General features: G+C 70.1%; 19 protein-coding genes and 1 tRNA gene. 2 read left to right on the plus strand and 18 right to left on the minus strand.

All coding sequences use genetic code 11. From position 1 onward, the window contains the following. Window positions 1-178: 178 nt before the first annotated feature. From JL475_RS11380 to JL475_RS11420, 9 genes are all read right to left on the minus strand, one after another. Window positions 179-1,285: an LCP family protein gene (locus tag JL475_RS11380; RefSeq protein ID WP_202277510.1), complete on the minus strand. Its 1,107-nt coding sequence runs from the start codon at window positions 1,283-1,285 to the stop codon at window positions 179-181. A 235-nt stretch (window positions 1,286-1,520) separates the two neighbouring features. Next, window positions 1,521-3,329 carry a trypsin-like serine protease gene (locus tag JL475_RS11385; protein WP_202277511.1) on the minus strand — a complete coding sequence of 603 codons (1,809 nt, stop codon included), beginning with the start codon at window positions 3,327-3,329 and terminating at the stop codon, window positions 1,521-1,523. Between the two features lie 168 nt (window positions 3,330-3,497). Next, window positions 3,498-5,543 carry a transcription termination factor Rho gene (rho, locus tag JL475_RS11390; RefSeq protein WP_202277428.1) on the minus strand — a complete coding sequence of 682 codons (2,046 nt, stop codon included), beginning with the start codon at window positions 5,541-5,543 and terminating at the stop codon, window positions 3,498-3,500. A 401-nt stretch (window positions 5,544-5,944) separates the two neighbouring features. Then, a complete protein-coding gene (gene thrB, locus JL475_RS11395) occupies window positions 5,945-6,862 on the minus strand; it encodes a homoserine kinase (RefSeq protein WP_202277429.1) in 918 nt (305 codons plus the stop codon). 419 nt (window positions 6,863-7,281) lie between these two features. Beyond that, a complete protein-coding gene (thrC, locus tag JL475_RS11400; RefSeq protein ID WP_202277430.1) occupies window positions 7,282-8,340 on the minus strand; it encodes a threonine synthase in 1,059 nt (352 codons plus the stop codon). Between the two features lie 6 nt (window positions 8,341-8,346). Beyond that, complete coding sequence (locus JL475_RS11405; protein WP_202277431.1) at window positions 8,347-9,639, minus strand: homoserine dehydrogenase; 1,293 nt, start codon at window positions 9,637-9,639, stop codon at window positions 8,347-8,349. A gap of 206 nt (window positions 9,640-9,845) precedes the next feature. Continuing rightward, complete coding sequence (gene lysA / locus JL475_RS11410) at window positions 9,846-11,237, minus strand: diaminopimelate decarboxylase (protein ID WP_202277432.1); 1,392 nt, start codon at window positions 11,235-11,237, stop codon at window positions 9,846-9,848. A gap of 15 nt (window positions 11,238-11,252) precedes the next feature. Beyond that, on the minus strand, window positions 11,253-12,338 hold the full coding sequence (nrtL, locus tag JL475_RS11415) for an ArgS-related anticodon-binding protein NrtL (protein ID WP_202277433.1): 1,086 nt from the start codon (window positions 12,336-12,338) through the stop codon (window positions 11,253-11,255). A 95-nt stretch (window positions 12,339-12,433) separates the two neighbouring features. Continuing rightward, window positions 12,434-12,943: a response regulator gene (locus JL475_RS11420; protein ID WP_202277434.1), complete on the minus strand. Its 510-nt coding sequence runs from the start codon at window positions 12,941-12,943 to the stop codon at window positions 12,434-12,436. Window positions 12,944-13,058: 115 nt separating this feature from the next. Here JL475_RS11420 and JL475_RS11425 point away from each other — a divergent pair. Further along, window positions 13,059-13,130: transfer RNA gene (locus JL475_RS11425), tRNA-Arg, on the plus strand. 222 nt (window positions 13,131-13,352) lie between these two features. After that, the gene (locus tag JL475_RS11430) at window positions 13,353-14,195 is read left to right on the plus strand and encodes a hypothetical protein (RefSeq protein WP_202277435.1); all 843 of its coding nucleotides are present in this window, start codon (window positions 13,353-13,355) and stop codon (window positions 14,193-14,195) included. Window positions 14,196-14,374: 179 nt separating this feature from the next. Here the strand turns inward: JL475_RS11430 and JL475_RS11435 are convergent, their stop codons facing one another. The 9 genes from JL475_RS11435 to JL475_RS11475 all read right to left on the minus strand — a co-directional run bounded on the left by JL475_RS11435 (window position 14,375) and on the right by JL475_RS11475 (window position 22,966). Further along, a complete protein-coding gene (locus JL475_RS11435) occupies window positions 14,375-15,829 on the minus strand; it encodes a site-specific integrase (RefSeq protein WP_202277436.1) in 1,455 nt (484 codons plus the stop codon). After that, window positions 15,826-16,017, minus strand: a complete 192-nt coding sequence (locus JL475_RS11440) for an AlpA family transcriptional regulator (RefSeq protein ID WP_202277437.1) — start codon at window positions 16,015-16,017, stop codon at window positions 15,826-15,828. Before JL475_RS11440 ends, JL475_RS11435 begins: the two co-directional genes overlap by 4 nt. 306 nt (window positions 16,018-16,323) lie before the next feature. Beyond that, the gene (locus tag JL475_RS11445) at window positions 16,324-17,868 is read right to left on the minus strand and encodes a YfjI family protein (protein WP_202277438.1); all 1,545 of its coding nucleotides are present in this window, start codon (window positions 17,866-17,868) and stop codon (window positions 16,324-16,326) included. A gap of 160 nt (window positions 17,869-18,028) precedes the next feature. Then, on the minus strand, window positions 18,029-18,946 hold the full coding sequence (locus JL475_RS11450) for a DNA primase (protein WP_202277439.1): 918 nt from the start codon (window positions 18,944-18,946) through the stop codon (window positions 18,029-18,031). 86 nt (window positions 18,947-19,032) lie between these two features. Next, a complete protein-coding gene (locus JL475_RS11455; protein WP_202277440.1) occupies window positions 19,033-19,506 on the minus strand; it encodes a hypothetical protein in 474 nt (157 codons plus the stop codon). A 2-nt stretch (window positions 19,507-19,508) separates the two neighbouring features. After that, the gene (locus tag JL475_RS11460; protein WP_202277441.1) at window positions 19,509-20,120 is read right to left on the minus strand and encodes a hypothetical protein; all 612 of its coding nucleotides are present in this window, start codon (window positions 20,118-20,120) and stop codon (window positions 19,509-19,511) included. 10 nt (window positions 20,121-20,130) lie between these two features. Then, complete coding sequence (locus tag JL475_RS11465; RefSeq protein WP_202277442.1) at window positions 20,131-20,319, minus strand: hypothetical protein; 189 nt, start codon at window positions 20,317-20,319, stop codon at window positions 20,131-20,133. A 6-nt stretch (window positions 20,320-20,325) separates the two neighbouring features. After that, a complete protein-coding gene (locus tag JL475_RS11470; protein ID WP_202277443.1) occupies window positions 20,326-20,607 on the minus strand; it encodes a hypothetical protein in 282 nt (93 codons plus the stop codon). A gap of 139 nt (window positions 20,608-20,746) precedes the next feature. Then, complete coding sequence (locus JL475_RS11475; protein WP_237406833.1) at window positions 20,747-22,966, minus strand: cell division protein FtsK; 2,220 nt, start codon at window positions 22,964-22,966, stop codon at window positions 20,747-20,749. Window positions 22,967-22,975 lie beyond the last annotated feature (9 nt).

The following is a 22,975-nucleotide window of genomic DNA, read 5'->3' on the forward strand; positions in this document are numbered from 1 at the left end:
CGGGTCGCCACCACGGGATGCGGGAGCGTGAACCGGAGCCGACGTACCAGTCTGCCAGGACTGGGGCCTTCACCCAAAACCGGGGGCAGGCATCATTTGTTCCCGAGGTGTTCCCGGAGTTTCCCGGTGGCGGGTCCGGCTCGCGGCGCCGGGGCCCGAGAGGGCGCTCGAGACGTGCTCAAGAGGCGCTGACCACGCCCTTGGCCCCACCCGTGGCCGTGTCCGCCGTCGCCGCGTGCGGGATCGGTTCGTCGTTCTTCAGGGCGTCCCAGACCAGCTGCGCCTTCTCCTTCCACGGCAGGACGCGGTTGGGGGCGGCGGGGTCGTGACGCACCGGCATGGTCACCATGTGCATGCCGCCGGGGCCGATGCCCTTCAGGTCGTCGGCGAAGGACATCAGGGAGTTCACCGAGCCCAGGTCGGAGTCGGTGGTGACGGTCCTGGTGACCGTGTCGGCGAGGTCGTAGAGCTTCTTGGGGTCGGTGAGGAGGCCGAGGTCCTTCACCTGCCGGACCAGGGCCCTGACGAAGGCCTGCTGGAGCTGGATGCGGCCCAGGTCGGAGCCGTCGCCGACGCCGTGCCGGGTGCGCACCAGGCCGAGGGCCTGTGCGCCGTCGAGCCGGTGGGTGCCTGCCGCCAGCTCGAGGTGACTGTCGGGGTCGTGGATGTCCTCGGTGGTGGTGACCTCGACGCCGCCCAGTTCGTCCACGAGCTTTTGGAAGCCGGTGAAGTCGACTTCCAGGTAGTGGTCCATGCGCAGGTCGGTCATCGACTCGACGGTCTTCACGACGCAGGCGGCCCCGCCGGTGGCGTACGCGGAGTTGAACATCACACCGTTCGCGGCGGGGTGGGTGCCGCCCTCGGTGTCGGTGCACTCGGGCCGGTCGACGACGGTGTCCCGCGGGACCGACACCACGGATGCCTTCTCGCCTCCCTCGTGGAGGTGCACGATCATCGCGGTGTCGGCGCGGGCGCCGCCGTCGTCGGCGCCACCGCCGAGCTTCCGGTTGCCCCCGGAGCGGGTGTCGGAGCCGAGGACGAGGACGTTCTCGGAGCCGTCGCCGGCCTTCTCGGGCCGGTCGGTGCCGAGGAGACGGTCGATGTCGACGCTCGTGAGGTTGCCGTTGAGTCCGACGTACACGTATCCGGCGCCGACGCCGCCCAGGACGAGGACGGCCGCGGCGGTCCACGCCATGGCCTTCGGACCGCCGTGCCGCCGGTCCTGCGGCGTGCGGCGCCTTCTCCAGGCCCGTGGGCCGGCCCCGGGTGTGCTCTCCGCGGACATGCGCTCCTCAGCTCCTGCCCGGTCGGTCACCCCTGTGTCCGGTGCCGGGTCCGGCCGGGCGACGACCCGTACAGCAACCATCGTCCCGCCGTACCCGTCGTCCCGCCGCCCGGCGGCCGGAGAAAGAGTCCGGCGGGTGGCCGCACGGCACCCGGGCCCGGCCGTCTCACGGCCGGGCCCGGGTGCTGCGTTCAGGAGCGGTGAGCACGGCGCTCACCTGCGGTGTCCCGCGCCGTCAGCCGAAGATGCCGTACTGCTGGAAACCGGTACCGACGGAGATCCTGGTGGCGAAGATCCCGCTCGTGGCCTTCCCGGTGCCCTTGTACAGGTACAGGGTGCCGCCGGGGGTGCGGGCCAGGAAGTCGGCCTTGCCGTCGCCGCTGACGTCGCCCACGGCGGCGAAGGCGTTGTACGTCTTGTTGCTCCAGGTGCGGACCTTGACCCGGCCGGAGAAGGCGCCGGTGCCGACCTTGCCGGTGCCCCGGTACAGGTACACCGCACCGGTGCTCTTGTGGCGGGCGATCAGGTCGGTCTTCCCGTCGCCGTTGAAGTCGCCGTGGCCGCGCACGGAGTTGTACTGGTTCCAGCCGGTGCCGACCTTCACGCGGGCGGAGAAGGTGCCGTTGCCCTTGCCCGGGTAGATCCACAGCACACCGGCGGAGTCCACGGACAGCAGGTCGGGCAGGTAGTCGCCGGTGACGTCACCGGGGGCGACGACGCGGGTCCGGGTCTTCCAGTTCTCGAAGATGCGCTTGGTGGACCAGGTGCCGCTGGAGATCACGTACCGGGTCCAGTAGACGGCGCCGTCGCTGCTGCGCCGGTACACCAGGTCCTGGTACCCGTCCCGGTCGAGGTCGGTCTGCAGGACGACGTTGACGCCCTTCCAGTTGCCCCAGGACTCACGGGCGGCGAAGGAGGAGCCCTTGGAGTCCATGGAGTAGCCGATCGACGTCGAGGACTTGCGCACCCACAGGTCGGCGCGGTGGTCGCCACTGATGTTGGTGTCGTCGACGCGGGCGTAGGCGGCCCCGACGTAGCTGCTCACCTTGGCGAAGACGCTGTAGGCGCCCTTCTCGACGCAGTCCCTCACGCCCCAGGAGACGACGCCGACGATCCGGTTGTTCACGACCAGCGGGCCGCCGGAGTCGCCGTTGCAGGCGGAGGTGGTGCCGCTGTCGGTGCCGGTGGCGGGCTTGCCGGCGCAGACCATGTGGCCCTTGACGAAGTCGGCGCCGTAGGTGCGGGCGCACGTGGCGTCGGACTGGAGGGGCAGCGTGGCCGCCTTCAGCGTCTCGGAGACGTCCTGGCTGGTGGAGCTGGTGCGGCCCCAGCCGTAGACCTTGGCGCTCTTTCCGGCGGCGTAGGAGGCGGTGTCGCCGGAGGTGGTCATGCGGATCGGGGTGGCCTTGACGGGGCCGGGCAGGGTGAGCACCGCGATGTCGTTGTCGATGGTCGTCGCGTTGTACGACGGGTGGTTCCACTGGCGCCAGACACCGGAGACGGTGCCGCCGTTCAGGTTTCCGTCGGCGGAGGGGAGCTGTGCGGTCCCCGTGACGACGGCGCCGTTGGCCTTCCAGTTGTATCCCTTGACGCAGTGCGCGGCGGTGAGGATCTTCGTCGGGGCCACGACGGCACCACCGCAGAAGAAGCCGATGTCGTCGCTCGTGCGGCTGGTGCCCCGGTCGTCGTAGTAGTGGAGCTGCGCCATCCAGGGCGCAGAGGTGATGGCGGTCGTGCTGCCACCGATGATCTTCGCGTCGATGACGGAGCCGCTGCCGCCGGCGCCGGTGGTGGTGCTCTTGCTCAGCGACGACCGGTTCGCCTGGCCGGCGGTGTCGTCACCGGCGAGCGCGCCGGCGACGCGCTTCTTCAGCTCGGCCGGTGACGGCGCGCTGAACGCCGGGGCGGCGGTCGGCTGCGGCAGCGCGGTGGCGGCGCCGGCGGACGAGGTCAGCAGTGCGGCGGTGACGGCTGCGGCGACGCCGCCGGCGGCGACGGGCAGCGCGATTCTGACCCGGCGTCTGTGCCGACCGCCCCCGGACATGGAAGTACCCACGCAAGTCCCCCCTCGGGATCGGAAGTTCGGGTCGCGATGCGAAGATCGGCCCGGAACAGCGTGATCGTACACCTGTCCGAGTACATGCAAAGGGCCGCTCCCCTCGGAGGGGAGCGGCCCTTGTGCCAGGCGGAACCGAGGTGGGCGGGACCGGTGTCAGTCGCCGTTGCCCGGTGTCGGTGTCGTCTTCTGGATCTGCAGCAGGAACTCGGCGTTCGACTTCGTCTGCTTCATCTTGTCGAGGAGCAGTTCGATCGCCTGCTGCGAGTCGAGCGCGTGCAGCACCCGGCGCAGCTTCCAGGTGATGGCCAGCTCGTCGCTGGCGAGCAGGATCTCCTCCTTGCGGGTGCCGGACGCGTCGACGTCCACCGCGGGGAAGATGCGCTTGTCGGCGAGCTTCCGGTCGAGCTTGAGCTCCATGTTGCCGGTGCCCTTGAACTCCTCGAAGATCACCTCGTCCATGCGGGACCCGGTGTCCACCAGCGCGGTGGCGAGGATGGTCAGCGAGCCGCCGTCCTCGATGTTGCGGGCCGCACCGAAGAAGCGCTTCGGCGGGTAGAGCGCCGTCGAGTCGACACCACCGGACAGGATCCGGCCGGAGGCCGGGGCGGCGAGGTTGTACGCACGGCCCAGACGGGTGATCGAGTCGAGCAGCACGACGACGTCGTGACCCAGCTCCACCAGGCGCTTGGCGCGCTCGATGGCGAGCTCGGCGACCGTGGTGTGGTCCTCGGCCGGGCGGTCGAAGGTCGAGGAGATGACCTCGCCCTTCACCGACCGCTGCATGTCGGTGACTTCTTCCGGACGCTCGTCGACGAGGACGACCATCAGGTGGCACTCAGGGTTGTTGTGCGTGATCGCGTTGGCGACCGCCTGCATGATCATGGTCTTGCCGGTCTTCGGCGGGGCCACGATCAGACCGCGCTGGCCCTTGCCGATCGGCGACACGAGGTCGATGATCCGCGTGGTGAGGACACCGGGGTCGGTCTCCAGGCGGAGGCGGTCCTGCGGGTAGAGCGGGGTGAGCTTGTTGAACTCCGGGCGGCCGCGGCCGTGTTCGGGCGCCATGCCGTTGACGGAGTCCAGGCGGACCAGCGCGTTGAACTTCTCGCGGCGCTCGCCCTCCTTGGGCTGGCGGACCGCGCCGGTGAGGTGGTCGCCCTTGCGCAGGCCGTTCTTGCGGACCTGGGCGAGGGAGACGTACACGTCGTTCGGGCCGGGCAGGTAGCCGGAGGTCCGGATGAACGCGTAGTTGTCGAGGATGTCGAGGATGCCCGCGACCGGGATCAGGACGTCGTCCTCGGCGATCTGCGGCTCCTGCACCTCGTCGCGCCCGCGCCGGCCGCGACGGTCGCGGTAGCGGCCGCGCCGGCCGCGACGGCCGCTGCCGTCGTCGTCGTAACCGTCGTCCTGACGGCCGCCACCCTGCTGCTGGCTCTGCTGACGACCCTGACCGCCCTGACCGCTCTGGGTCTGCTGCTGGTCGTCGCCCCTGTGGCGACGGTCACCGCGGTCTGCCCGGTCGCCCCGGTCGCCCCGGTCATTGCGGTCACGGCCGCGGTCGCGGCGGTCGCGGCGGCGCCCGTCGTGGCCGTCGTGGTCGGACTTGGCGTCGCCCTGCGACTGCTGCGACGGCGACTGCTGGGACGGAGCCTCGTCCTTCGGCTCGGTCTTCGCCTCGACGGCGGCCTTCTCCGGCGCGGCGGCCGGAGCGCCCGCCTCGGCGGTGACGCGACGGCGGCGCTCGACGGGGGCGGCCTCGGCGGCGGAGGCCTGCTCGGCCGGGGCGGAGGCCTTCGGAGCCGTCTGGCCGGGAATGTCGATCTGCTGCTGGGCCGCGGCGGCCTCGGCGGCGGCCGGCTTCTTCTCGGCGGTCTCACCCGTGCGGGTCCGGGAGGTGGCGCGGCGCTTGGGCTTGGCCTCCGCCGCCTCGGCCGGGGCCTCGCTCTTCGGCGCGGCGGCCCCTGCTCCCGCCTGCGCCTCCTTGATGACCTCGATCAGCTGACTCTTGCGCATACGCGCGGTGCCCCTGATACCGAGGCCCGATGCGACCTGCTGAAGCTCGGCCAGCACCATGCCTTCGAGGCCGGTACCGCGGCGCCGCCGGGAGCCGGCACCGCTGGCAGGCGCGGAAGCGTCCGTGGCGGGCGCGGCAGCGGTCTCCTCGACACGTGCGCCCATCAGATCGGTGGTGTCGCTCACGAAGGGTCCTTCCCTGGAGCGGACGTCGGCCTGTCTGGCTCGGCGACCGGTTGTGCTGTCCGGCTTCGGTCCTTACTGGGCGAACCGTGCCGGGGCGGTTGTCCGCCGGAATGACGGAAGAAATTTCTGGTGATGGCGCTTGCCGAGCCGTGACATCCAGTGTCACGTGGCGCGGTCGCACCGGTTCCGGAGCATGCTCGGCGGGCCGTTCAGTGTCCGCGTGCGACGTACTGTCCGCGTACGGCGCAGAGAACACGGTGTGGCTTGGGGAGCTCCCGGAAGAATGTCTGTCCCGAACGGGGACACGAGGCACCTCGCCGTGGTGGGGTCGGGTGCAGACTTGAGGTTAACACTACCGGATCCAACAAACATTCCCCCTCTCCTCGTCCGGCAACCGTGTGTCAGGCGGCAAGCGGAAGCACGCTCGCTCCCTGCAGATCGAGACGGAGCCGGTTGGCGGCCCAGTCGGCACCGGCCAGTGCTTCGACCTTGTCGGCGGTGTCGACGTCGGCCAACGCCATGACGGTGGGCCCGGCACCGGAGATCACCGCGGGGACGCCGTCCGCGCGCAGCCGCTCCACCAGCGCAGCGCTCTCGGGCATGGCGGGCGCCCGGTAGTCCTGGTGCAGACGGTCCTCGGTGGCGGGCAGCAGCAGTTCGGGACGCCTGGTCAGAGCCTCGACGAGCAGGGCGGCACGGCCCGCGTTGGTGGCGGCGTCGACGTGCGGCACGGTACGCGGCAGCAGGCCGCGGGCGGTCTCGGTGAGGACGGGTTTGCCCGGTACGAAGACCACCGGGACGATGGATTCGGCGGGCTCCAGCCTGATCGCGCGGGCCGCGCCGCCCTCCATCCAGGAGAGGCTGAAGCCGCCCAGCAGGCAGGCCGCGACGTTGTCGGGGTGGCCCTCGATCTCGGTGGCGAGTTCGAGCAGCGCGGTGTCGTCGAGCTTGGCCTCGGCGCCTATGGTCACGGCGCGGGCGGCGACTATGCCGGCGCAGATGGCGGCCGAGGAGGAGCCCAGGCCCCGACCGTGCGGAATGCGGTTGGCGCAGACGATCTCCAGGCCGCGCGGCTGTCCGCCCAGCAGGTCGAAGGCGGTGCGCAGGGAGCGTACGAGCAGATGCCTCTCGTCGCGCGGGAGGGTCTCGCCGCCCTCACCGGCGATGTCGATGTGCAGCCCGGCGTCGGCCACCCGGACGACCACGTCGTCGTACAGGCCCAGCGCGAGGCCCAGGGCGTCGAAGCCCGGACCGAGGTTGGCGCTGGTGGCGGGGACGCGCACCCGGACGGCGGCGGCGCGGAACGCGGGACCGGCCATCGCTCGTTGACTCTCCTTGAGCTGGTGACTGTCGTTGGATCTGGGCGACTGTCGATTGAGCTGGTGACTGTCGAATGACATTCGACGACGTACGAAACCCCCAGATCGCCACCGACCAGGGTGGCCGGCCGCCTTCCGCGCCTCTCGGGGGTCGCTTCCGGACCACGGGGACGACGCGGTACCGCGGCATATGCGGCGGGTGGGTTGAGTACAGCCTATCGAAGGACGGTTCCGTGTCGACATAGGGCGCACGGGAGGCGCACGATGCGTGTCGTAAGCCCCCTGTGCACCCCCTGTGGGGAACTTCCTCGGGCAAGCGCCCTCTTACGCCCTTCCTGCCGTCCGATGCGACGGCTGCGGGGCGTGGAGGGCGCCGCGGGGGCCGGGGGCGCGCGGGCCCGTCGACCCCGTCGGCCCCGTCAGACCAGCCCGAGCCGTTCGGCGGCCGTGGCGGCGTCCACCGGGACGGTGACCGGCTGCGGGGCGCCGGCGACGGCCCAGTCCGGGTCCTTCAGACCGTTGCCGGTGACGGTGCACACGATCTTCTGCCCCGGGTCGACCTTGCCCTGCTCGGCGGCCTTCAGCAGACCGGCGACCGACGCGGCGGACGCGGGCTCGACGAAGACGCCCTCCTGCGAGGCCAACAGCCGGTAGGCGCGCAGGATCTCACGGTCCGTCACCTCGTCGATGAGGCCACCGGACTCGTCCCGCGCGGCAAGCGCGTACTGCCACGAGGCCGGGTTGCCGATCCGGATGGCGGTGGCGATGGTCGCCGGGTCCTTGACGACCTCGCCGCGCACGATCGGGGCGCTGCCGGAAGCCTGGAAGCCCCACATGCGCGGGGTCCGGGTGGCCACGCCGTCGGCGGCGTACTCCCGGTAGCCCTTCCAATAGGCGGTGATGTTGCCCGCGTTGCCCACCGGGAGGACGTGGATGTCGGGGGCGTCGCCAAGCATGTCCACGATCTCGAAGGCGGCCGTCTTCTGCCCCTCGATACGCACCGGGTTGACCGAATTGACCAGCGCCACGGGGTAGTTGTCGCTGAGCGCGCGGGCGAGGGTGAGGCAGTCGTCGAAGTTGCCGTCGACCTGGAGGATCTTCGCCCCGTGCACCAGGGCCTGACCCATCTTGCCGAGCGCGATCTTGCCCTGCGGCACGAGCACCGCGGAGACCATCCCGGCGCGCACCCCGTAGGCGGCGGCGGAGGCGGAGGTGTTGCCGGTGGAGGCGCAGATGACGGCCTGCGCGCCCTCCTCCTTGGCCTTGGAGATGGCCATGGTCATCCCCCGGTCCTTGAAGGACCCGGTCGGGTTGGCGCCCTCGACCTTGAGGTGGACCTCGCAGCCCGTGCGCTCGGAGAGCACCTGCGCGGGCACGAGCGGCGTACCGCCCTCACGGAGCGTCACAACCGGCGTGGTGTCGGCGACCGGCAGCCGGTCCCGGTACTCCTCGATGATTCCGCGCCACTGGTGGGTCATTGCTGCTTACTCTCCTTCAACCCGCATGATGCCGACGACACCGCGCACGGTGTCGAGCTTGCGCAACGCCTCGACGGTGCCGCCGAGGGCCGCGTCGGACGCACGGTGGGTGACGACGACGAGGGATGCCTCCCCGTCCTTGCCCTGCTGGCGAACCGTGTCGATCGAGACACCGTGCTCCGCGAACACGGTCGCGACCTGAGCGAGAACACCCGGTTTGTCGGCCACGTCCAGGCTGATGTGGTAGCGCGTGACGACGTCGCCCATCGGCGAGACCGGCAGCGCCGCGTAGGCGGACTCGCCCGGCCCGGTGGCCCCGCCCAGCCGGTTGCGGCAGACGGCGACGAGGTCGCCGAGCACGGCGGAGGCGGTGGGCGCCCCGCCGGCGCCGGGCCCGTAGAACATCAGCTGCCCGGCGGCCTCCGACTCCACGAACACGGCGTTGTAGGCGCCGCGCACCGAGGCCAGCGGGTGGGTGAGCGGGATCATCGCCGGATGCACGCGCGCGGTGACGGAGGCGCCGTCACCGGCCCGCTCGCAGATGGCGAGGAGTTTGATGGTGCAGCCCATCTCCTTCGCCGAGGCGATGTCGGCGGCGGTGACCTCGGCCATGCCCTCGCGGTGGACGTCGTCGAGCCGTACGCGCGTGTGGAAGGCGATTCCCGCGAGGATGGCGGCCTTGGCGGCGGCGTCGAAGCCCTCGACGTCGGCGGTGGGGTCGGCTTCCGCGTACCCGAGGGCGGTGGCCTCGTCGAGCGCCTCCTGATAGCCGGCGCCGGTGGTGTCCATGGCGTCGAGGATGAAGTTCGTCGTCCCGTTGACGATGCCGAGGATCCGGTTGACCTTGTCCCCCGCGAGTGACTCGCGCAGCGGCCGGATCAGCGGGATGGCACCGGCGACGGCGGCCTCGTAGTAGAGGTCCTTGCCGTGCTCCTGGGCGGCGGCGTGCAGCGCGGCACCGTCCTGGGCGAGCAGCGCCTTGTTCGCGGAGACCACGGACGCGCCGTGCGCGAAGGCGGTGGTGATCAGTGTCCGCGCGGGCTCGATCCCGCCGATGACCTCGACGACCACGTCGAGGTCGCCCCGTTTGACGAGGGCGGTGGCGTCGGTGGTGACCAGCTCGGCCGGGATGCCCTCACGCACCCGGTCGGGGCGCCGCACGGCGACCCCGGCGAGCTCCACCGGGGCGCCGATGCGGGCGGCGAGGTCGTCGGCCTGCGTCGTCATGATGCGCGCCACCTCTGAGCCGACCACTCCACAGCCCAGCAGCGCCACCTTCAGCGGACGCGTACGCATCATCCGACCTCGTTTCCCGATTACCGTCTTGATTGCACCAGTCTCACTCACCGGACGGAAGTTTCTGCCCTTTGTCCGGATCGTGAGACATCAATTTCGTTGCGGAGTCCGCGAGAACCGAAGATCTTCCGCCTCCCTCTCCCGCGTCTCCTCGCGTGTTCTCACGTCATTCTCGCCGTTCTCATCGTTCTGTTCGTTCTGTTCTCACCTCACCCGACGTCGAGGCGGAGGAGGTCCTCCTCGGTCTCGCGCCGGACGATCACCCGCGCCTCGCCGTCCGCGACGGCGACGACGGGCGGGCGAAGAACGTGGTTGTAGTTGCTGGCCATCGACCGGCAGTACGCCCCGGTGGCCGGTACGGCGATCAGGTCGCCCGGCGCCAGGTCCCCCGGCAGGAAGGCGTCGCGCACCACGATGTCCCCGCTCTCGCAGTGCTTGCCGACGACCCGGCTGAGCATCGGCTCGGCGTCGGAGCGGCGGGAGACGAGGGCGACGCTGTACTCGGCGTCGTACAGCGCGGTGCGGATGTTGTCCGACATCCCGCCGTCGACGGAGACGTAGGTGCGCAGACCGTCCAGCGGCTTGACGGTGCCGACCTCGTACACCGTGAAGGCCGTCGGCCCGACGATGGCACGCCCCGGCTCCACGGAGATGCGCGGGACGCCGAGGCGGGCGGCCTCGCACTCCCGGGTGACGATCTCGGTCAGCGCCTTGGCGATCTCGTGCGGCTCGCGGGGGTCGTCGTCGCTGGTGTAGGCGATGCCGAGGCCGCCCCCGAGGTCGATCTCGGGCAGCTCGACCCCGTGCTCGTCGCGGATGTCCTTGAGCAGCCCGACCACCCGGTGCGCGGCGACCTCGAACCCCGACATGTCGAAGATCTGCGACCCGATGTGCGAGTGGATCCCGATGACCTCCAGCCCGTCCAGCTGGAGCGCCCGCCGCACGGCCTCGGCGGCCTGCCCGCCGGCGAGCGGGATCCCGAACTTCTGGTCCTCGTGGGCGGTGGCGATGAACTCGTGCGTGTGCGCCTCGACGCCGACGGTGACCCGGATCTGCACCCGCTGCCGGGTGCCGAGCGACTGCGCGATGTGCGCGACCCGGACGATCTCCTGGAAGGAGTCGAGCACGATCCGCCCGACACCGGCCTCGACGGCCCGGCGGATCTCCGCCACGGACTTGTTGTTGCCGTGGAAGGCGATCCGGTCGGCGGGCATACCGGCGGACAGGGCGGTGGCCAGTTCCCCGCCGGAGCAGACGTCGAGGTTCAGCCCCTCCTCGTCGAGCCACCGCACGACGGCCCGGGAGAGGAACGCCTTACCGGCGTAGAACACGTCGGCGTCGTTCCCGAAGGCGCTGCGCCAGGCCCGCGCGCGGGCGCGGAAGTCGGTCTCGTCGAGGATGTAGGCGGGAGTGCCGAACTCCTCGGCGAGCCGCGTGACGGGAATCCCTCCGACGGTGACCACACCGTCCTCGTCACGGCTGACTGTCCGCGCCCACACCTTCGGGTCGAGGGCGTTGAGATCGGCGGGCGGTGCGGAGTAGTGCCCCTCGGGGAGGATGTCGGCGTAGCGGGGTCCGGCGGGGTGTGCGGAACGGCTCATTCTTCGCGTGCTCTTTCACAGATGGTCGGGTGCGTCGATGCCGAGCAGGGACAGGCCGCCGGCCAGCACCGTCCCGGCGGCTTCGGCGAGCGCGAGCCGGGCGCGGTGGGCGGCCGAGGGTTTCTCCTCACCGAGGGGCAGCACGGTGGGGAGCAGGGGCTGCGTGGCATCGGCGACGGTGACGAGGTGCCGGGCGAGCCGGTCGGGGGCACGGTGCCGGGCGGCAGCGGCCAGGACGCGGGGGTGGTCGGCGAGGGCGGCGAGCAGGGGCCGGGTTCCGCTCACGCCGACGGGGCCGGGCTCGGGAGCGAACCCGAGATCGTCGGCGTTGCGCAGGAGGGCACGGGTGCGGGCGTGGGCGTAGCGCACCCGGAAGAGGGGGTTGCCCTCCTGCTGGACCAGGTGCTCGCCGGTGATCCGGGGCCGGTCGTGCGACGCGGGCCGGAGCAACGCCCACCGCGCGGCGTCCCGGCCGAGGGGAAGTGGGTCGCCGGGAGCGGGCACGGGGCGGACGTCGACCCGGGGCGCGTCGTACGGGTCACCGTCGTCGGCGTCGTCGATGACGACCCCGAGAACAGCCGGAGCAGCGCCCCACTCGGGCGCGGAGGCCGGCGCATCGCAACTGGTCCGCACCACCACACCCTGGGACCGCAGGATGCGGGCGAGGGCGTCGACCTGGACCAGGGCGCGCACCTCGGCGGCCCCGTGCAGCAGCACCCGCTCCCGGCTCCCGCTCCTCCCCCCGTCCAGATGCCCGTAGGGAGCGCCACCGGCGCTTCCCGCCCTCAGGATCTCCTCCACGAGGGCGACGGGAGCGGCCCCCCGCAGACTGATGTTGATGAACCCGGGCCCGGTGACGACGACGTCGCTGATGCCGCCGGCCTGAAGGAGCCGGGCCCGCAGCACCTCGGCGACGTGCCGGGGTGTGTGCCCGGCCGGGCCGGCCAGCTGAAGCGCGACGTTGGTGGCGTACTCCCCGCACCCCCCGGGCCCCGGCGGCCCGACGGCGACCCGCTCGGGAACGGTCACCCGCAGCTCCCCTTCGTCGACAGCACGACGCACCGCGTGCAGCACGGTGCGGGAGAGCTCGACGGGGGTCACGGGGCAAGCGTATGGGAGGAGGGAGGTGAGAGGGCGAACCGGTTTACCGGGAGTCCGCCATGTGGACGCCCCGCCGGACAGACCGCCCGTCCCGGCTACCCCCCGGCGTGCCCGGCAGCCCGCTCGGCACCCCCGACACCACGGCCATCACCCCTGCCGCCCTTGCTCCCGCACCGCCGCCGCTCGATCAACTTCCAGACGACCCGCACGAGTTCACTGGGTTCGAAGGGCTTGGCGAGGAAGGCGTCGACCCCGACGTCCAGCCCGTTCTCGACCTCGTACTGGGTACAGGCACTGATGATGGCGAGCGGAAGGTCCCGGGTACGGGGATCGGAACGCAGCCGGGACGCCGTCTTGAGCCCGCCCAGCCGCGGCATGGCGACATCGAGGGTGACGAGGTCGGGCCGCACCTGATGGACGACTTCCAGACACTCGGCACCATCAGCCGCGGTCACGACCTCGATGCCCTCAAGCTCGAGATTGACCCTGATCAACTGCCGGATGACCTTGTTGTCGTCCACAACAAGAACCCGGCGCGACGCCCCTGGCACAACTCGAGAGTAGGTCGAGACCGGCCACCGCGTCCGCGTTTTCCCGACTTCCACCCCCAAGGGTGCCCCCGCGAGCGCCCAGGGTGACGCCCTCCGGGAAACGGGTTCCTACCCACCCCGCCAGAACTGGTACTGTTCTACCCGTCGAAGCGATCACCGCGACCGACACGCCCCCGTAGCTCAGGGGATAGAGCAACGGCCTCCGGAGCCGTGTGCGCAGGTTCGAATCCTGCCGGGGGCACAGAAGCTGAGCCAGCGCGATCAAGCCGCTGACCAGCAGAAGTGCTACATACAGAGAGCCGGACTCAGTCCCACTGAGTCCGGCTCCTTGTCGTTCGTACTCACGGATCCCGAGTGAGTGGCGAGTGAGACCCGTCCCTGCCGGCGCTACAGGCCACGAGGCGACAGAGGGACTCTGCTGGTGGAACCATGGCTCGCCCACGGATGACAAAGAGGACAGCCGATGCCCCTTGCCCAGTTCCCCGCCTACCGCCAGTACGAGCAGATGAGGCGCTCGGTCAATGACAGCGTCATGGGACTCTTCGCCGGAGCTGGGCTTGCCTCCCACCTCCTGCGTCCAATGGTGAAAGCCGCGGTCCCGCTCCCATTGATCTATCCGGATGTCGAAGAGATTTCAAGATTCGATCTCTCGATCGACAAGGCTCGGGCCATCTTGGACGATGCGGGACCACACATCGCGAACATGGCACTGCCGTACCTCATGTCCCTGCACGAGGATTACATGGGATCATGTCTAGCCCTGCTCACCAAAGATGGGCTAATTACAGCTAGATCCGCTTCTCGGTCAGTCGCAAGCAAGATGCACGAAGACTTCGAGCAGGCGGTCGGATCTCCACTTCCCTCGGGCAGCCTACAGCAGTTCCACGTGCTCAGAGAGATGAGGAATTGCCTCATCCACAGAGGCGGCGTGATCGATGAGCGTCTAGTGGCGGTAGCTTCCGCCTGCTCCCAAGGAGCACTGGCAGGGTGGCGCAAGGTGGCCAAGAACTCGCCACAGGTCCTCAAACCGGGCGATTCCTTGAAGGTTGGAACGGGTGAACTCGTCCTCGGATTCGCAGTTTCCAAGCTCCTGGCAAGGGCCGTCAATGAGCTCCTCATAAGCGAGCTCACGAGAGACACGTGGATTGACATCATCCTGGAAGACATGAACGAATTCGGTCCAGGAATACCCGCGAACATCGACGAGCGCACCAGAAAGGTAATTGGATACGCCCGACATAACTACCCTGGGGTCCGCGCCACACCGGACGAATTGCAGGAGGGATTGACACGGATGGGCTACTAAATGAAGAGGGGTCGCCCGGAGACGACCCCTCTTGAAAAGGCGGGCTCTTTCTTGAGCTACGACCAAAGGTCGCCAGGGTTCGATACCTGGATCTCCATCCTTCTGTGGAGCTCTTGGTTGTGAACCAAAAGGACTAAATCCAGCTCCAGCGCTGAGCGCGGGAGTGACAGTACCACACCTCAGTCCACCCACCCCATCGCTTTCTCAATCTTCTTGTTGTTCACCTCCTCATGGCCGTCGATGCAACCCTCGTACCGGCGATGGATGACCTCCGGCGAGTTGCCCGCCCGGCGAGCGACCTCGGCAACGGGGACGCCCGCGTTCAGCCAGTTCGTGATGCAGGTGTGGCGCAGGTCGTAGGGCCGATGCGCGAGCGGCGAATCCACCTTGTTCGGAGGGAGAGCGATGGGACGAGCCTCCTGCCACACCCGCCAGTAGCTCGAAGTCCCAAGCACCTCGCCCCGCTCGTTGTGGAAGACCCGGCCATCCTTCGACGTCCCGAACTCCCTGATGTGCTCGCGCAGCATCGCGACCAACGGCGGTGGGATGGGTACCGGGCGGTCGGCCTTGACCTCGCGGGACTTGAGTCCGCGTTTGTCGTGCCGCTTGCCGGAGTCCGTCCACTTCTTGCCGGAGACCGGACGGGTCTCCTTGAGGGTGAGCGTGCCCCAGCCCTTCTCGGGCAGGTAGCAGTCTCTTTCCCTGAGGCCAACCGCTTCGGCCGGCCGCATCGCCGCATAGAGCTGACAGGCGAAGAAGGCGACCAGCCGACGCCCTCGGTTGCGGTGCACCGATCCGACATACGAGACCGCCGTGAGGAGCTGGGCTCCCTGCACCGCGTTCACCAGAACCCGGGGGTCTACGACGTCACCGCGGGTGGAACCCGCGCGCTTCACCCCCGCGAGCGGGTTCATATCCAGGTACCCGCACTCGATCGCGTACTCCATGGCAGTGTTGAAGCCGCGACGGCGACGCTTGTAGGTCTCCCCTGCCGCCGGGGTGTCGTCCAGCTTGAACGAGAGCCGGTACTGGACGTCTCGGACCACCTTGGGGTCGGTAAGGGCTGACAGGGACAGTGAGCGGTGTTGAAGCCACGTACAGGCAGCCGCGAGATCTTCGGGAGGTTCTTCGTCCTGATGCGCCGGTACGACAGCCCACCGCATCGCCAAGCGGACCTCTTCGAGTGACGGCGCCTTCTTCCCCCCGTCCATCATCGCGAGCGCGACTGTAGCGAGGCTGTCCGCCACCCCTTCTCGGGTCTTGGCCGCAGACGTGCGCCAACGGCTGGCCATGTACTCCCGGCTGAAGTCCCACCAAGACGGGTCGGGCTTGGCGTTCTCCCGTGCGGCGGCCGCCCTGAGTTCAGACTCCGGCAACCCCGACTCGACGTCGAACGCCTCGCCCTTGACCATCGCCTTCCACAGTTCGGAACGGCGACTCTCGGCGAGGGTGACCGTAGCGAAACTGGCGGTTTTGACCTTGCCCGCTACGAGCCAACGAAGCTGATACGGGGCTCTCTTGCTCCGCACTTGGCTGATCTTCCACACCCGCACATCCGTGGACAGGGTCGGTTCCTCGGCCGCGGGCGGGCGCCCGCTCACGCGGGCGCCCTTCGAGTTGTTGCGGTAGGTCACGCGGCTTCCTCCAACGCCTCAATCCAGCGCTCCAGTTCCGACCGCCGGATGCGCACCGAACCGTTGGGGAGCTTGATGGCCTTGGGCCCCTTGCGGAGCTGTCGCCAGCGGTAGAACGTCGCTCGCGGTACTCCGATCTCTTCAATCACTTGGGGGATGGTCAGCATTTCTTCACGGGACTTGGCCACGGGTGGGCTCCTTGCATCGCACGTTGCTGTGGCTCGTGGGCCGGAATCGCTGACAGAACTGACAGAACCTGCCGTGCAGGGCGCTGACCTGTGTGTTCGGCTTCACAACCCGTCGTGACAGAACTCGCGAAAACTCCGACAGAACCTCCCGGTGCGGGGTTCTGTCACGACCGTCCCTCCCGGGGGCGGGGTGGGTTCTGTCAGAGTTTCCGGAGGTTCTGTCAGAGCGGCCGATTCGGCCGTCGCCGCAGGTCAGCGCCGCATCTCGGGGGTTGTGTCAGTTGTGTCGGTCCGGCGGGGGTTCTGTCAGGCGCTGCGGGTGAGGCGCGGGTGCACCTCGTAGCGCGGCGAAGGCGGTCGGCCCCCGCGTCCGGTGCGCGGCGGCGGGGGGAGCTGGCGGAGCCAGCCGTGTTCCTCAAGCAGCACCAGGGCGGGATCGAGGTCGGCCATCGCGGGGAAGTCGCCGCGCGAGAGCTGCCGGAACAACTCGCGCTTGGTGAAGCCGCTGAACCGCGTGTCCCGAAGGTGAGCGAGCACCTGGTGCGCGGCTTCCTGCGCAGGGTCCGCGCCCATGGCGTCGAACACGTGCTGAGCATGGGCGGTGAAGTAGTCGCCCAGCTCGGTTGCCGCCGCGAGCGTGGCGGCCTCGATCGGTCGCTGCCACCCGGAGTCCGGGTGGGTGGCGAGGTGCAGCAGTCCGGCGATGCGGGCCACGGCCCCGTCGCGTTTGCTGGCCCACTTCACGACGGTCGCGAGCGCCCCGCCCTTGCCGATGCGGGATTCGGTGACCTTCTGGTAGGCGAGCATCACCGCGTCCGCCTCCGGCGTGAGCGTGAGCAGCGCGGGGTCGGTCCACCCATTCATGGCCATGGCCAGTCCCCCCAGACGCTGCGTGTAGGTGGCCGCGACGTCGTCGGGAATGAGCTCCGGGGTGAGGTTGCGCCGGCCGACCAGGGATTCGGGTTGCGCGTACAGGAAGCGGGCGAGCAACCCGCGGCCGTCAGCTCCCTTGATCTGCCCGATGGATTCGAGCACTTCGGGCTGCACCGCGAGCCCCATCGTCACGGCGGGCCGCTCAATGTGCTGGGCGTCGCGGCCCTGCCGGTTGACCCGCACCATGTCGCCCGCGTGGCCCTTGAGGAAGATCTCCATGTTCGGGGCGCCGCTGTAGCGTCCGGCGATGATGTCGAAGATGCCGCCCTCCGGCGACAGCACCGAGATGCGTCCCTCCTGCTCGGTGAGCAGCGTGGCCAGGTTCTCCGGCGTCACGTCGTCCGCAACGAGCTGCGGCTTGCACGGCACCTTGATCTCCTCAGCGGCCTGCGCGAGCGCGACGGCTTCGGCGGTGAGCTGGTCACGCATCCCGGCTTCCGCGTTCGCGGCCTTGGCCGCTGCCTTGTCCGCCGCTGCCTTGGCGAGCCGTGCGGTGGTCTCGGCCTCCGCGCGGGCGGGCCCGGAGAGTTCCACGAGGGTCTTCTCCACGGCCATCAGCGGCTCCGTCATGAGCGCGAACACGGCGCTCTTGCGGTTGCCCGGATCGAGTGCGACGGCAGTGTAGAGGTTGACCGGCTCGCGCCAGCGGCCACGGATGCAGACCATGGCACGGCCGCCGGCCGCCGTGGCGACGACTGCCAGGGCCAAGCACCCGGCGAGGTCTGCCGGGGTCTGAGTCTCCTCGGCGACGGCCGCGACCATGTTCCCGAGCCAGTCGGGCAGGGCGTGCACGGGGAAGCCGGGCAGGTCCCGGCGGGCGGTGAGCGGTACCGGCTCGTCCCAGACGGGGCCGGTGATCTCTTCGACGGCGAGAGGGTCGAAGCCCTCCCACAAGTCGGTGCTGTTCGTGTCGGTCATGCTGCGGTCCCCGTTCCGGCGGTGGCCTGGTGTCGGTCCTCGGCAGGCTGGTCAGGGCAACGGGCAGAAAGGACGCCCTGTCGGGCGGCGACTTCCGCGCCTTCTATGACCGGGCGGGTCGGCTCGTCGGCGGCGTGCGGGCAGTGCCCGGTGCGGACGCTCATGCCGCCCTCCCAAGCGCAGCGGTGAGGCCGTTGGCGACCGCTCGTTGGGCGTAGGGCTCGGGGACACCAACCGATACCGCAGCGGCAACGATGTGCTGCCCCAAGGCGTCCAGTCCGCACGGGCCGGGGCACTGCGCGTGCTGGGCTCCGAGGAACTGTGCGACGCCGAACGCCTGCGATCCGGCGCCGGACTCCGTACGGGCGCGTACCTTGGCCATGCCTCGCTCCAGGCCGGTGCGCACGTAGCGCTCGGTGTGGCGGCATCCGGTGGCCACGGTGTGGTCCCACACCGCGCGCTCGGGAAGTGAAGAGACCACGCCTCCCCGGGCGGGGGTGGTCTCTTCCCTGTCCACCAGGGCGCGGACGGCCGACGGCAGCGCGGTCATGGTCCCGGTGCCCGGCCCGAGCCAGCGGGCGTAGGACATCGCGGACTTGATGTCCACGCCCGGCCGTACGGAGTTGGCCGACCGCATCGATCCCCGGTAGATCCAGTGCTCTCCGCGCGTCGTCGGCACGGTCCGGGTGGCAGGCAGCATCTCGCGGGCCCAGGCGACGGCCTGAGCGTCGTCCAGGTCCACGACGGTGAGCCCGGCCCCGGCGGGGTGGTAGGCGACGGCAGCGGCCGTGCGCCACATCGGCGTCCAGGCGTCGGAGGTGATGATGCTGGGGTCCGTGGTGGCGGCGGCCCAGCCGTGGCACACCTGCGGGCAGCGGCAGGGACCGGCGGCCTTCATGTGCGGCCGGTCGCCGCACACGCTGCCCGCACAGGCGGGGCAGTTTCCGAACGGCACCTTGCCCTTGCGTAGGGGCAGCACGGGCACGCTGGCCGATGCGAGACGGAGCGCGGACCGCAGCAGGTCCGGCAGCGGCGGCCGGTGGCCGGGTGCTCGCCGGACGGGGGTCGGTTGCGTCATGCTGGGGGTTCTCCTGTTTCTTTCGGAGGGACGGAGAGCCGGGGCGGTCGTGGTCTTTGGCGAGAGAGCGACCGCCCCGGGCGTAGCTACTTGGTCTGGGCCCAGTGGGCGTACTGCTGGCGGACGTAGCCGCGGGGGTCGCCGCTGACTGTGGCGTCGTCCCTGTCGACCAGGCCGCGGGCGGCATCCGTGGCGAGTACGGCCGCGTCGCTGCGGATGCCCTCGTCTCCGTCGGCGAGCGCGATGCGGTCCAGGAGCGCGGCCTTGCGGAGCCAGTACTCCCGGCCGATGTCGTGGCCGAACGGCTTGTCGGTGGCCGTGCGGGCGGTCCATCCGATCTCGCTGATGATGCTCGGGGCGAGCGCGTACGCCTCTTCCGGCGTCGGCCACACCGCCTCCGGGTCGCCATCGGCGCCGTGGTCGGCCGTGATGTAGAGCCGGGCGCGGCCGCCCTCGCGGGTGGCGTACTGGCGCACAGGGCCGGTGGCGAATGCTGTGGCGAGGGCCTTGCAGACGCGGTCGGTGTCGGACGGGTCGCAGATGATGCGGATCTCAAACATGATCAATTCTCCTTGGTGGCGTCGATGGCAGCGGGGAGTTCGGGCAGCCCGGCGCGGGTGAGCTGCACCGGGTCGAAGCCGGGCAGGGCCGCGCGGGCGGTAAGGGCCTGGGCGAGCGCGGCGGCGTAGGCGGCGCCCTCGCGGGCCACCTCTATCTGCGCTCCGGCGCGCAGGGCTTCCACCCGTTCGGTGTGAGCGTGCGTCTCGCGACGCGCGATGGTCTGCCGCTCGTACGCGACGGTGTCGCGGCGGTCGGTGCGCCAGTAGCGGGCGGCGAGCCCGTACGCGACGGCAGTGGCGAGCGCCCACAGCAGCAGCGGCAGCGACCAGCCGTCGGCGTATCCGGCGACTCCGGCGAGCGCGAGCCCTCCGGATGCGGCGAAGCACGTTCCGGCGAGGACCCCGTCACCGGATCGACCGGCGGAGGCGAATGCGCCGGCCGCCGCGGCTCCGGTGGCGAGCACCACCATCAGTGCGGCGTTGCCGACGGAGTGTTCGGCGCCGTTGGCGTTCCAGATCCGACCGAGGATGAGCACGGTCGATGTGGCGACGGCGGGCGCGGCCTTGGGGGCGATGTAGGAGAGCGTGCTGCGGACGACGATCGGTTCGTTCATCGCTGGCTCCCTAGAGGTTGCCGACGGCGTCGATGACGGCCGTGGCGAGCTGGTTGATGGGGCCGGACGCTCCGGTGGAGGCGAGGAAGAACCCGAACCCGGCGGCGACGAACGCGGAGCCGTAGCCGAGGCTCTTGGAGCGGAGCAGGAAGAACAGGACCAGGCCGAACAGGGCGACGAGCGAGACGGTGACTGCCATGGGTGGTTATCCCTTCTGGGCGGGGTGCTTGGGGGCAGGGGCGGTGCCTTGGCGGTAGGTGCGGGCCCACAGGTTGTAGAGGTGTCGGCCGCGCCGGATGCGGATGCCGTGGCCGTCGCAGCGACGGCAGTGCTTGCCGCGCTTGGGCCGTCCCTTGCGGTCGTGCTTGAGGGCGAAGCCGAGTCCGTCGCACTTGCGGCAGCGGCCGAACGGCTGGGCGGCGCACACGCAGGCGTAACAGAACGTGAGAACGATCAGCAGGGTGCTAGCGAGCGCGGGAAGGGTCATGAAGGGCCTCCGGGCGGGTTTTCGGGGTTTCCGCAGGTGGGCTGCTATCTGCTAGCGACCTGATCAGGTGCTGTTTGGGTCGCTAGCGGGGTCGCTTGCGCAAGCGACGGTGGATGCTTGCGCAAGCGACCTTCGGGGCCTAGCTCGCGTCCCGCTTCTTGTTGCGCTCCGTAATCGTCTTGGAGAGGTCGGAGCGGAGGATGCCGCGCTTGTTGACGGTCTTGCCGTCGATGCGGCGGCTGATCTGCTCGGTGCCGATGCCGTACGGCTTGAGCGCGTTGGTGAGCTGTTCGGCCTTGGGCTTGGGCTCCATCTCGGCCCACGGGCCGTAGACGTCCGGCCGCAGTTCGGCGAGGCGGTCGACGATGGTCTCGGACCAGAGCTTGGCCTCGCCCTTGCCGAGCACGGCGGCGATGTCGTCCAGGATCGTCGCCATGGCGGCATCGGCCGGTGCCTCGCCCGCGGCGTCGCCGGTGAGCGTGCCCTCTGCCTCGCGCAGGGCCTGCGCGCGGGTGAGGATCGTCTCCGCGTCGCGGCCGTCGGCGAGGTAGGTGCGGACGATCCCGGCATCGTCGGTCATGCCCTTGAGCAGGCCAACGCCCTTGTGGGACTTGAGCAGCCGGGATGCATCCAGACCCTCGCCGTACGATCCGGCACCGAGGATGGTCTCCGAGACCTGGTAGGCACCGACCCGTAGCGCGAACCGGGCCTGATGCTGGTCACGCAGCACGGACGGGCAGGCCGTGTCGTCCGGCTTCTGCGTCGCGGTCATCACCGAGACACCGACCGCCGGGGCGACGCGGGCGAGGAAGACCAGCAGCTCAAGGATGGTCTTCCCGTGCACGGGGTGCATCAGGTACTCCTGCACCTCGTCCACCACGAACAGCACGAGCGGCATGTCGTACTTCTTGTCCCGCGAGATCGCCGGGGTGAGCTTGCCCTCCGGGCAGATGTGCAGCGGCAGTTCGGAGAGCCGGTGGTAGCGGTCCTCCACATCGGCCTTGAGCTCCTGCAACGAGTTGACCAGGTGCATCACCGGATCGATCCCGACCTGCGGGACGGTGCCGAAGCCGACCCGGTGGGCGACCTTGGAGAACTTGCGCCAGTCCGGCGACGCCTTGCCGTCGAACACGTACAGCCGCACGTACGGGTCCAGGGCGGCGGCGAGCGCGATCGTGCGGGCGGAGAACGTCTTGCCCTGCCGGGGGACCGCGCCGACCAGCAGCGAGACCCACAGCATGCTGATCTCCACCTCGTTGCCGCGCTCGTCACGGCCCCACGGGAACGGCTTCCAGAAGTCCACCCGGTCCATGCCCAGCAGCGGGGAGCGGCCGGTCGGCACGGCGAGCGGGTCGCGGTTGGCCACCCACATCGACACCCGGCGTGAGCTGGTGGCATCGCGGTCCAGGAACACCTGGGTCTCTGCCACGTCGATGCCGGAGGCGAGCGCGTCGCGCTTCTTGACCGCGTCGGAGAACGTCTTGCCGTACGGCAGGTCCACCACCACCCGCCAGCCGTCGCCGTCCTGCCGGATCGGCTGCGGGAACGCCACACCCTGGTCAGCCTTCGTCAGCCCGGCCGCGAGGAACGCGCGGGTGACGATGTCGGAGGTGAGCTTGCGGTGGCGGAACTTCACCTTGGCCGCGTCGATCAGCGGCCGGTCGGCCGGCGTCCCCGCCCACCCGAGCACCCCGGTGAGTACGAGGGTGGCCAGCGTCAGGAGCCAGGCCGGGGCCAGCACCCACAGGGCGAGTGCCGCACCGAGCCCGAACACGGTGGACAGCACGGCGATGATGCCGCGCAGCTTCACCCGCGCATCGCGCTGACGCGACAGCTTCAGGTACTCCCCCGCATCCTCGGCTCGCACGGCCGCCAGGCGCACCGGCAGCCCCTCAGCGTCCGAGACCCAGCGGCTTGCGGCGCCGACCCAGCGGAAGCCGCCGCGCGGCGCGTAGGCGATGAGCTTTGCCGAGTACACCGGCGTCCTGACCAGGTGATACAGGCTGGTCTGGCCGTAGTGACCGGTCGCCCAGCGGGCGACCGCGGCGCGCTGCTTGGCGCTGGTCAGCCAGTCCGGCAGCACCGGGCGGCGGGCCTTGTCCTTGGCCTCGATCACTTCCGCGATCGAGGGCGGGAACTCGTGCCTGGGCGGGTCGACCGGGTCGCCCTCCGACACATCCCCGTCGTCGTCAGGCTGGTCGTCGGGGAGTTCGGCCTCCCACTCACCGGGCTTCACCTCGCCCGGCGCGGGCGGCTCGCCCTCCGTCTTCTTCCGGAACGGCAGCACGGCCGCCGTTTCCTCGCTGGTCGCGGTGCGGTCCGGCTCTTCCGGCTGGTCGATGGTGTGGATCTCGGACACGGTGGGGCT

The organism is Streptomyces sp. M2CJ-2, from assembly GCF_016757295.1.
GTDB lineage: Bacteria > Actinomycetota > Actinomycetes > Streptomycetales > Streptomycetaceae > Streptomyces.

Bases quoted from the DNA above. Each gene is read 5' to 3' on its own strand.
- JL475_RS11380 (WP_202277510.1), bottom strand. From the start codon at position 1,285: ATGTCCGCGGAGAGCACACCCGGGGCCGGCCCACGGGCCTGGAGAAGG.
- JL475_RS11385 (WP_202277511.1), bottom strand. From the start codon at position 3,329: ATGTCCGGGGGCGGTCGGCACAGACGCCGGGTCAGAATCGCGCTGCCC.
- thrB (WP_202277429.1), bottom strand. From the start codon at position 6,862: ATGGCCGGTCCCGCGTTCCGCGCCGCCGCCGTCCGGGTGCGCGTCCCC.
- thrC (WP_202277430.1), bottom strand. From the start codon at position 8,340: ATGACCCACCAGTGGCGCGGAATCATCGAGGAGTACCGGGACCGGCTG.
- JL475_RS11405 (WP_202277431.1), bottom strand. From the start codon at position 9,639: ATGATGCGTACGCGTCCGCTGAAGGTGGCGCTGCTGGGCTGTGGAGTG.
- lysA (WP_202277432.1), bottom strand. From the start codon at position 11,237: ATGAGCCGTTCCGCACACCCCGCCGGACCCCGCTACGCCGACATCCTC.
- JL475_RS11430 (WP_202277435.1), top strand. From the start codon at position 13,353: ATGCCCCTTGCCCAGTTCCCCGCCTACCGCCAGTACGAGCAGATGAGG.
- JL475_RS11445 (WP_202277438.1), bottom strand. From the start codon at position 17,868: ATGACCGACACGAACAGCACCGACTTGTGGGAGGGCTTCGACCCTCTC.
- JL475_RS11450 (WP_202277439.1), bottom strand. From the start codon at position 18,946: ATGACGCAACCGACCCCCGTCCGGCGAGCACCCGGCCACCGGCCGCCG.
- JL475_RS11455 (WP_202277440.1), bottom strand. From the start codon at position 19,506: ATGTTTGAGATCCGCATCATCTGCGACCCGTCCGACACCGACCGCGTC.
- JL475_RS11460 (WP_202277441.1), bottom strand. From the start codon at position 20,120: ATGAACGAACCGATCGTCGTCCGCAGCACGCTCTCCTACATCGCCCCC.
- JL475_RS11465 (WP_202277442.1), bottom strand. From the start codon at position 20,319: ATGGCAGTCACCGTCTCGCTCGTCGCCCTGTTCGGCCTGGTCCTGTTC.
- JL475_RS11470 (WP_202277443.1), bottom strand. From the start codon at position 20,607: ATGACCCTTCCCGCGCTCGCTAGCACCCTGCTGATCGTTCTCACGTTC.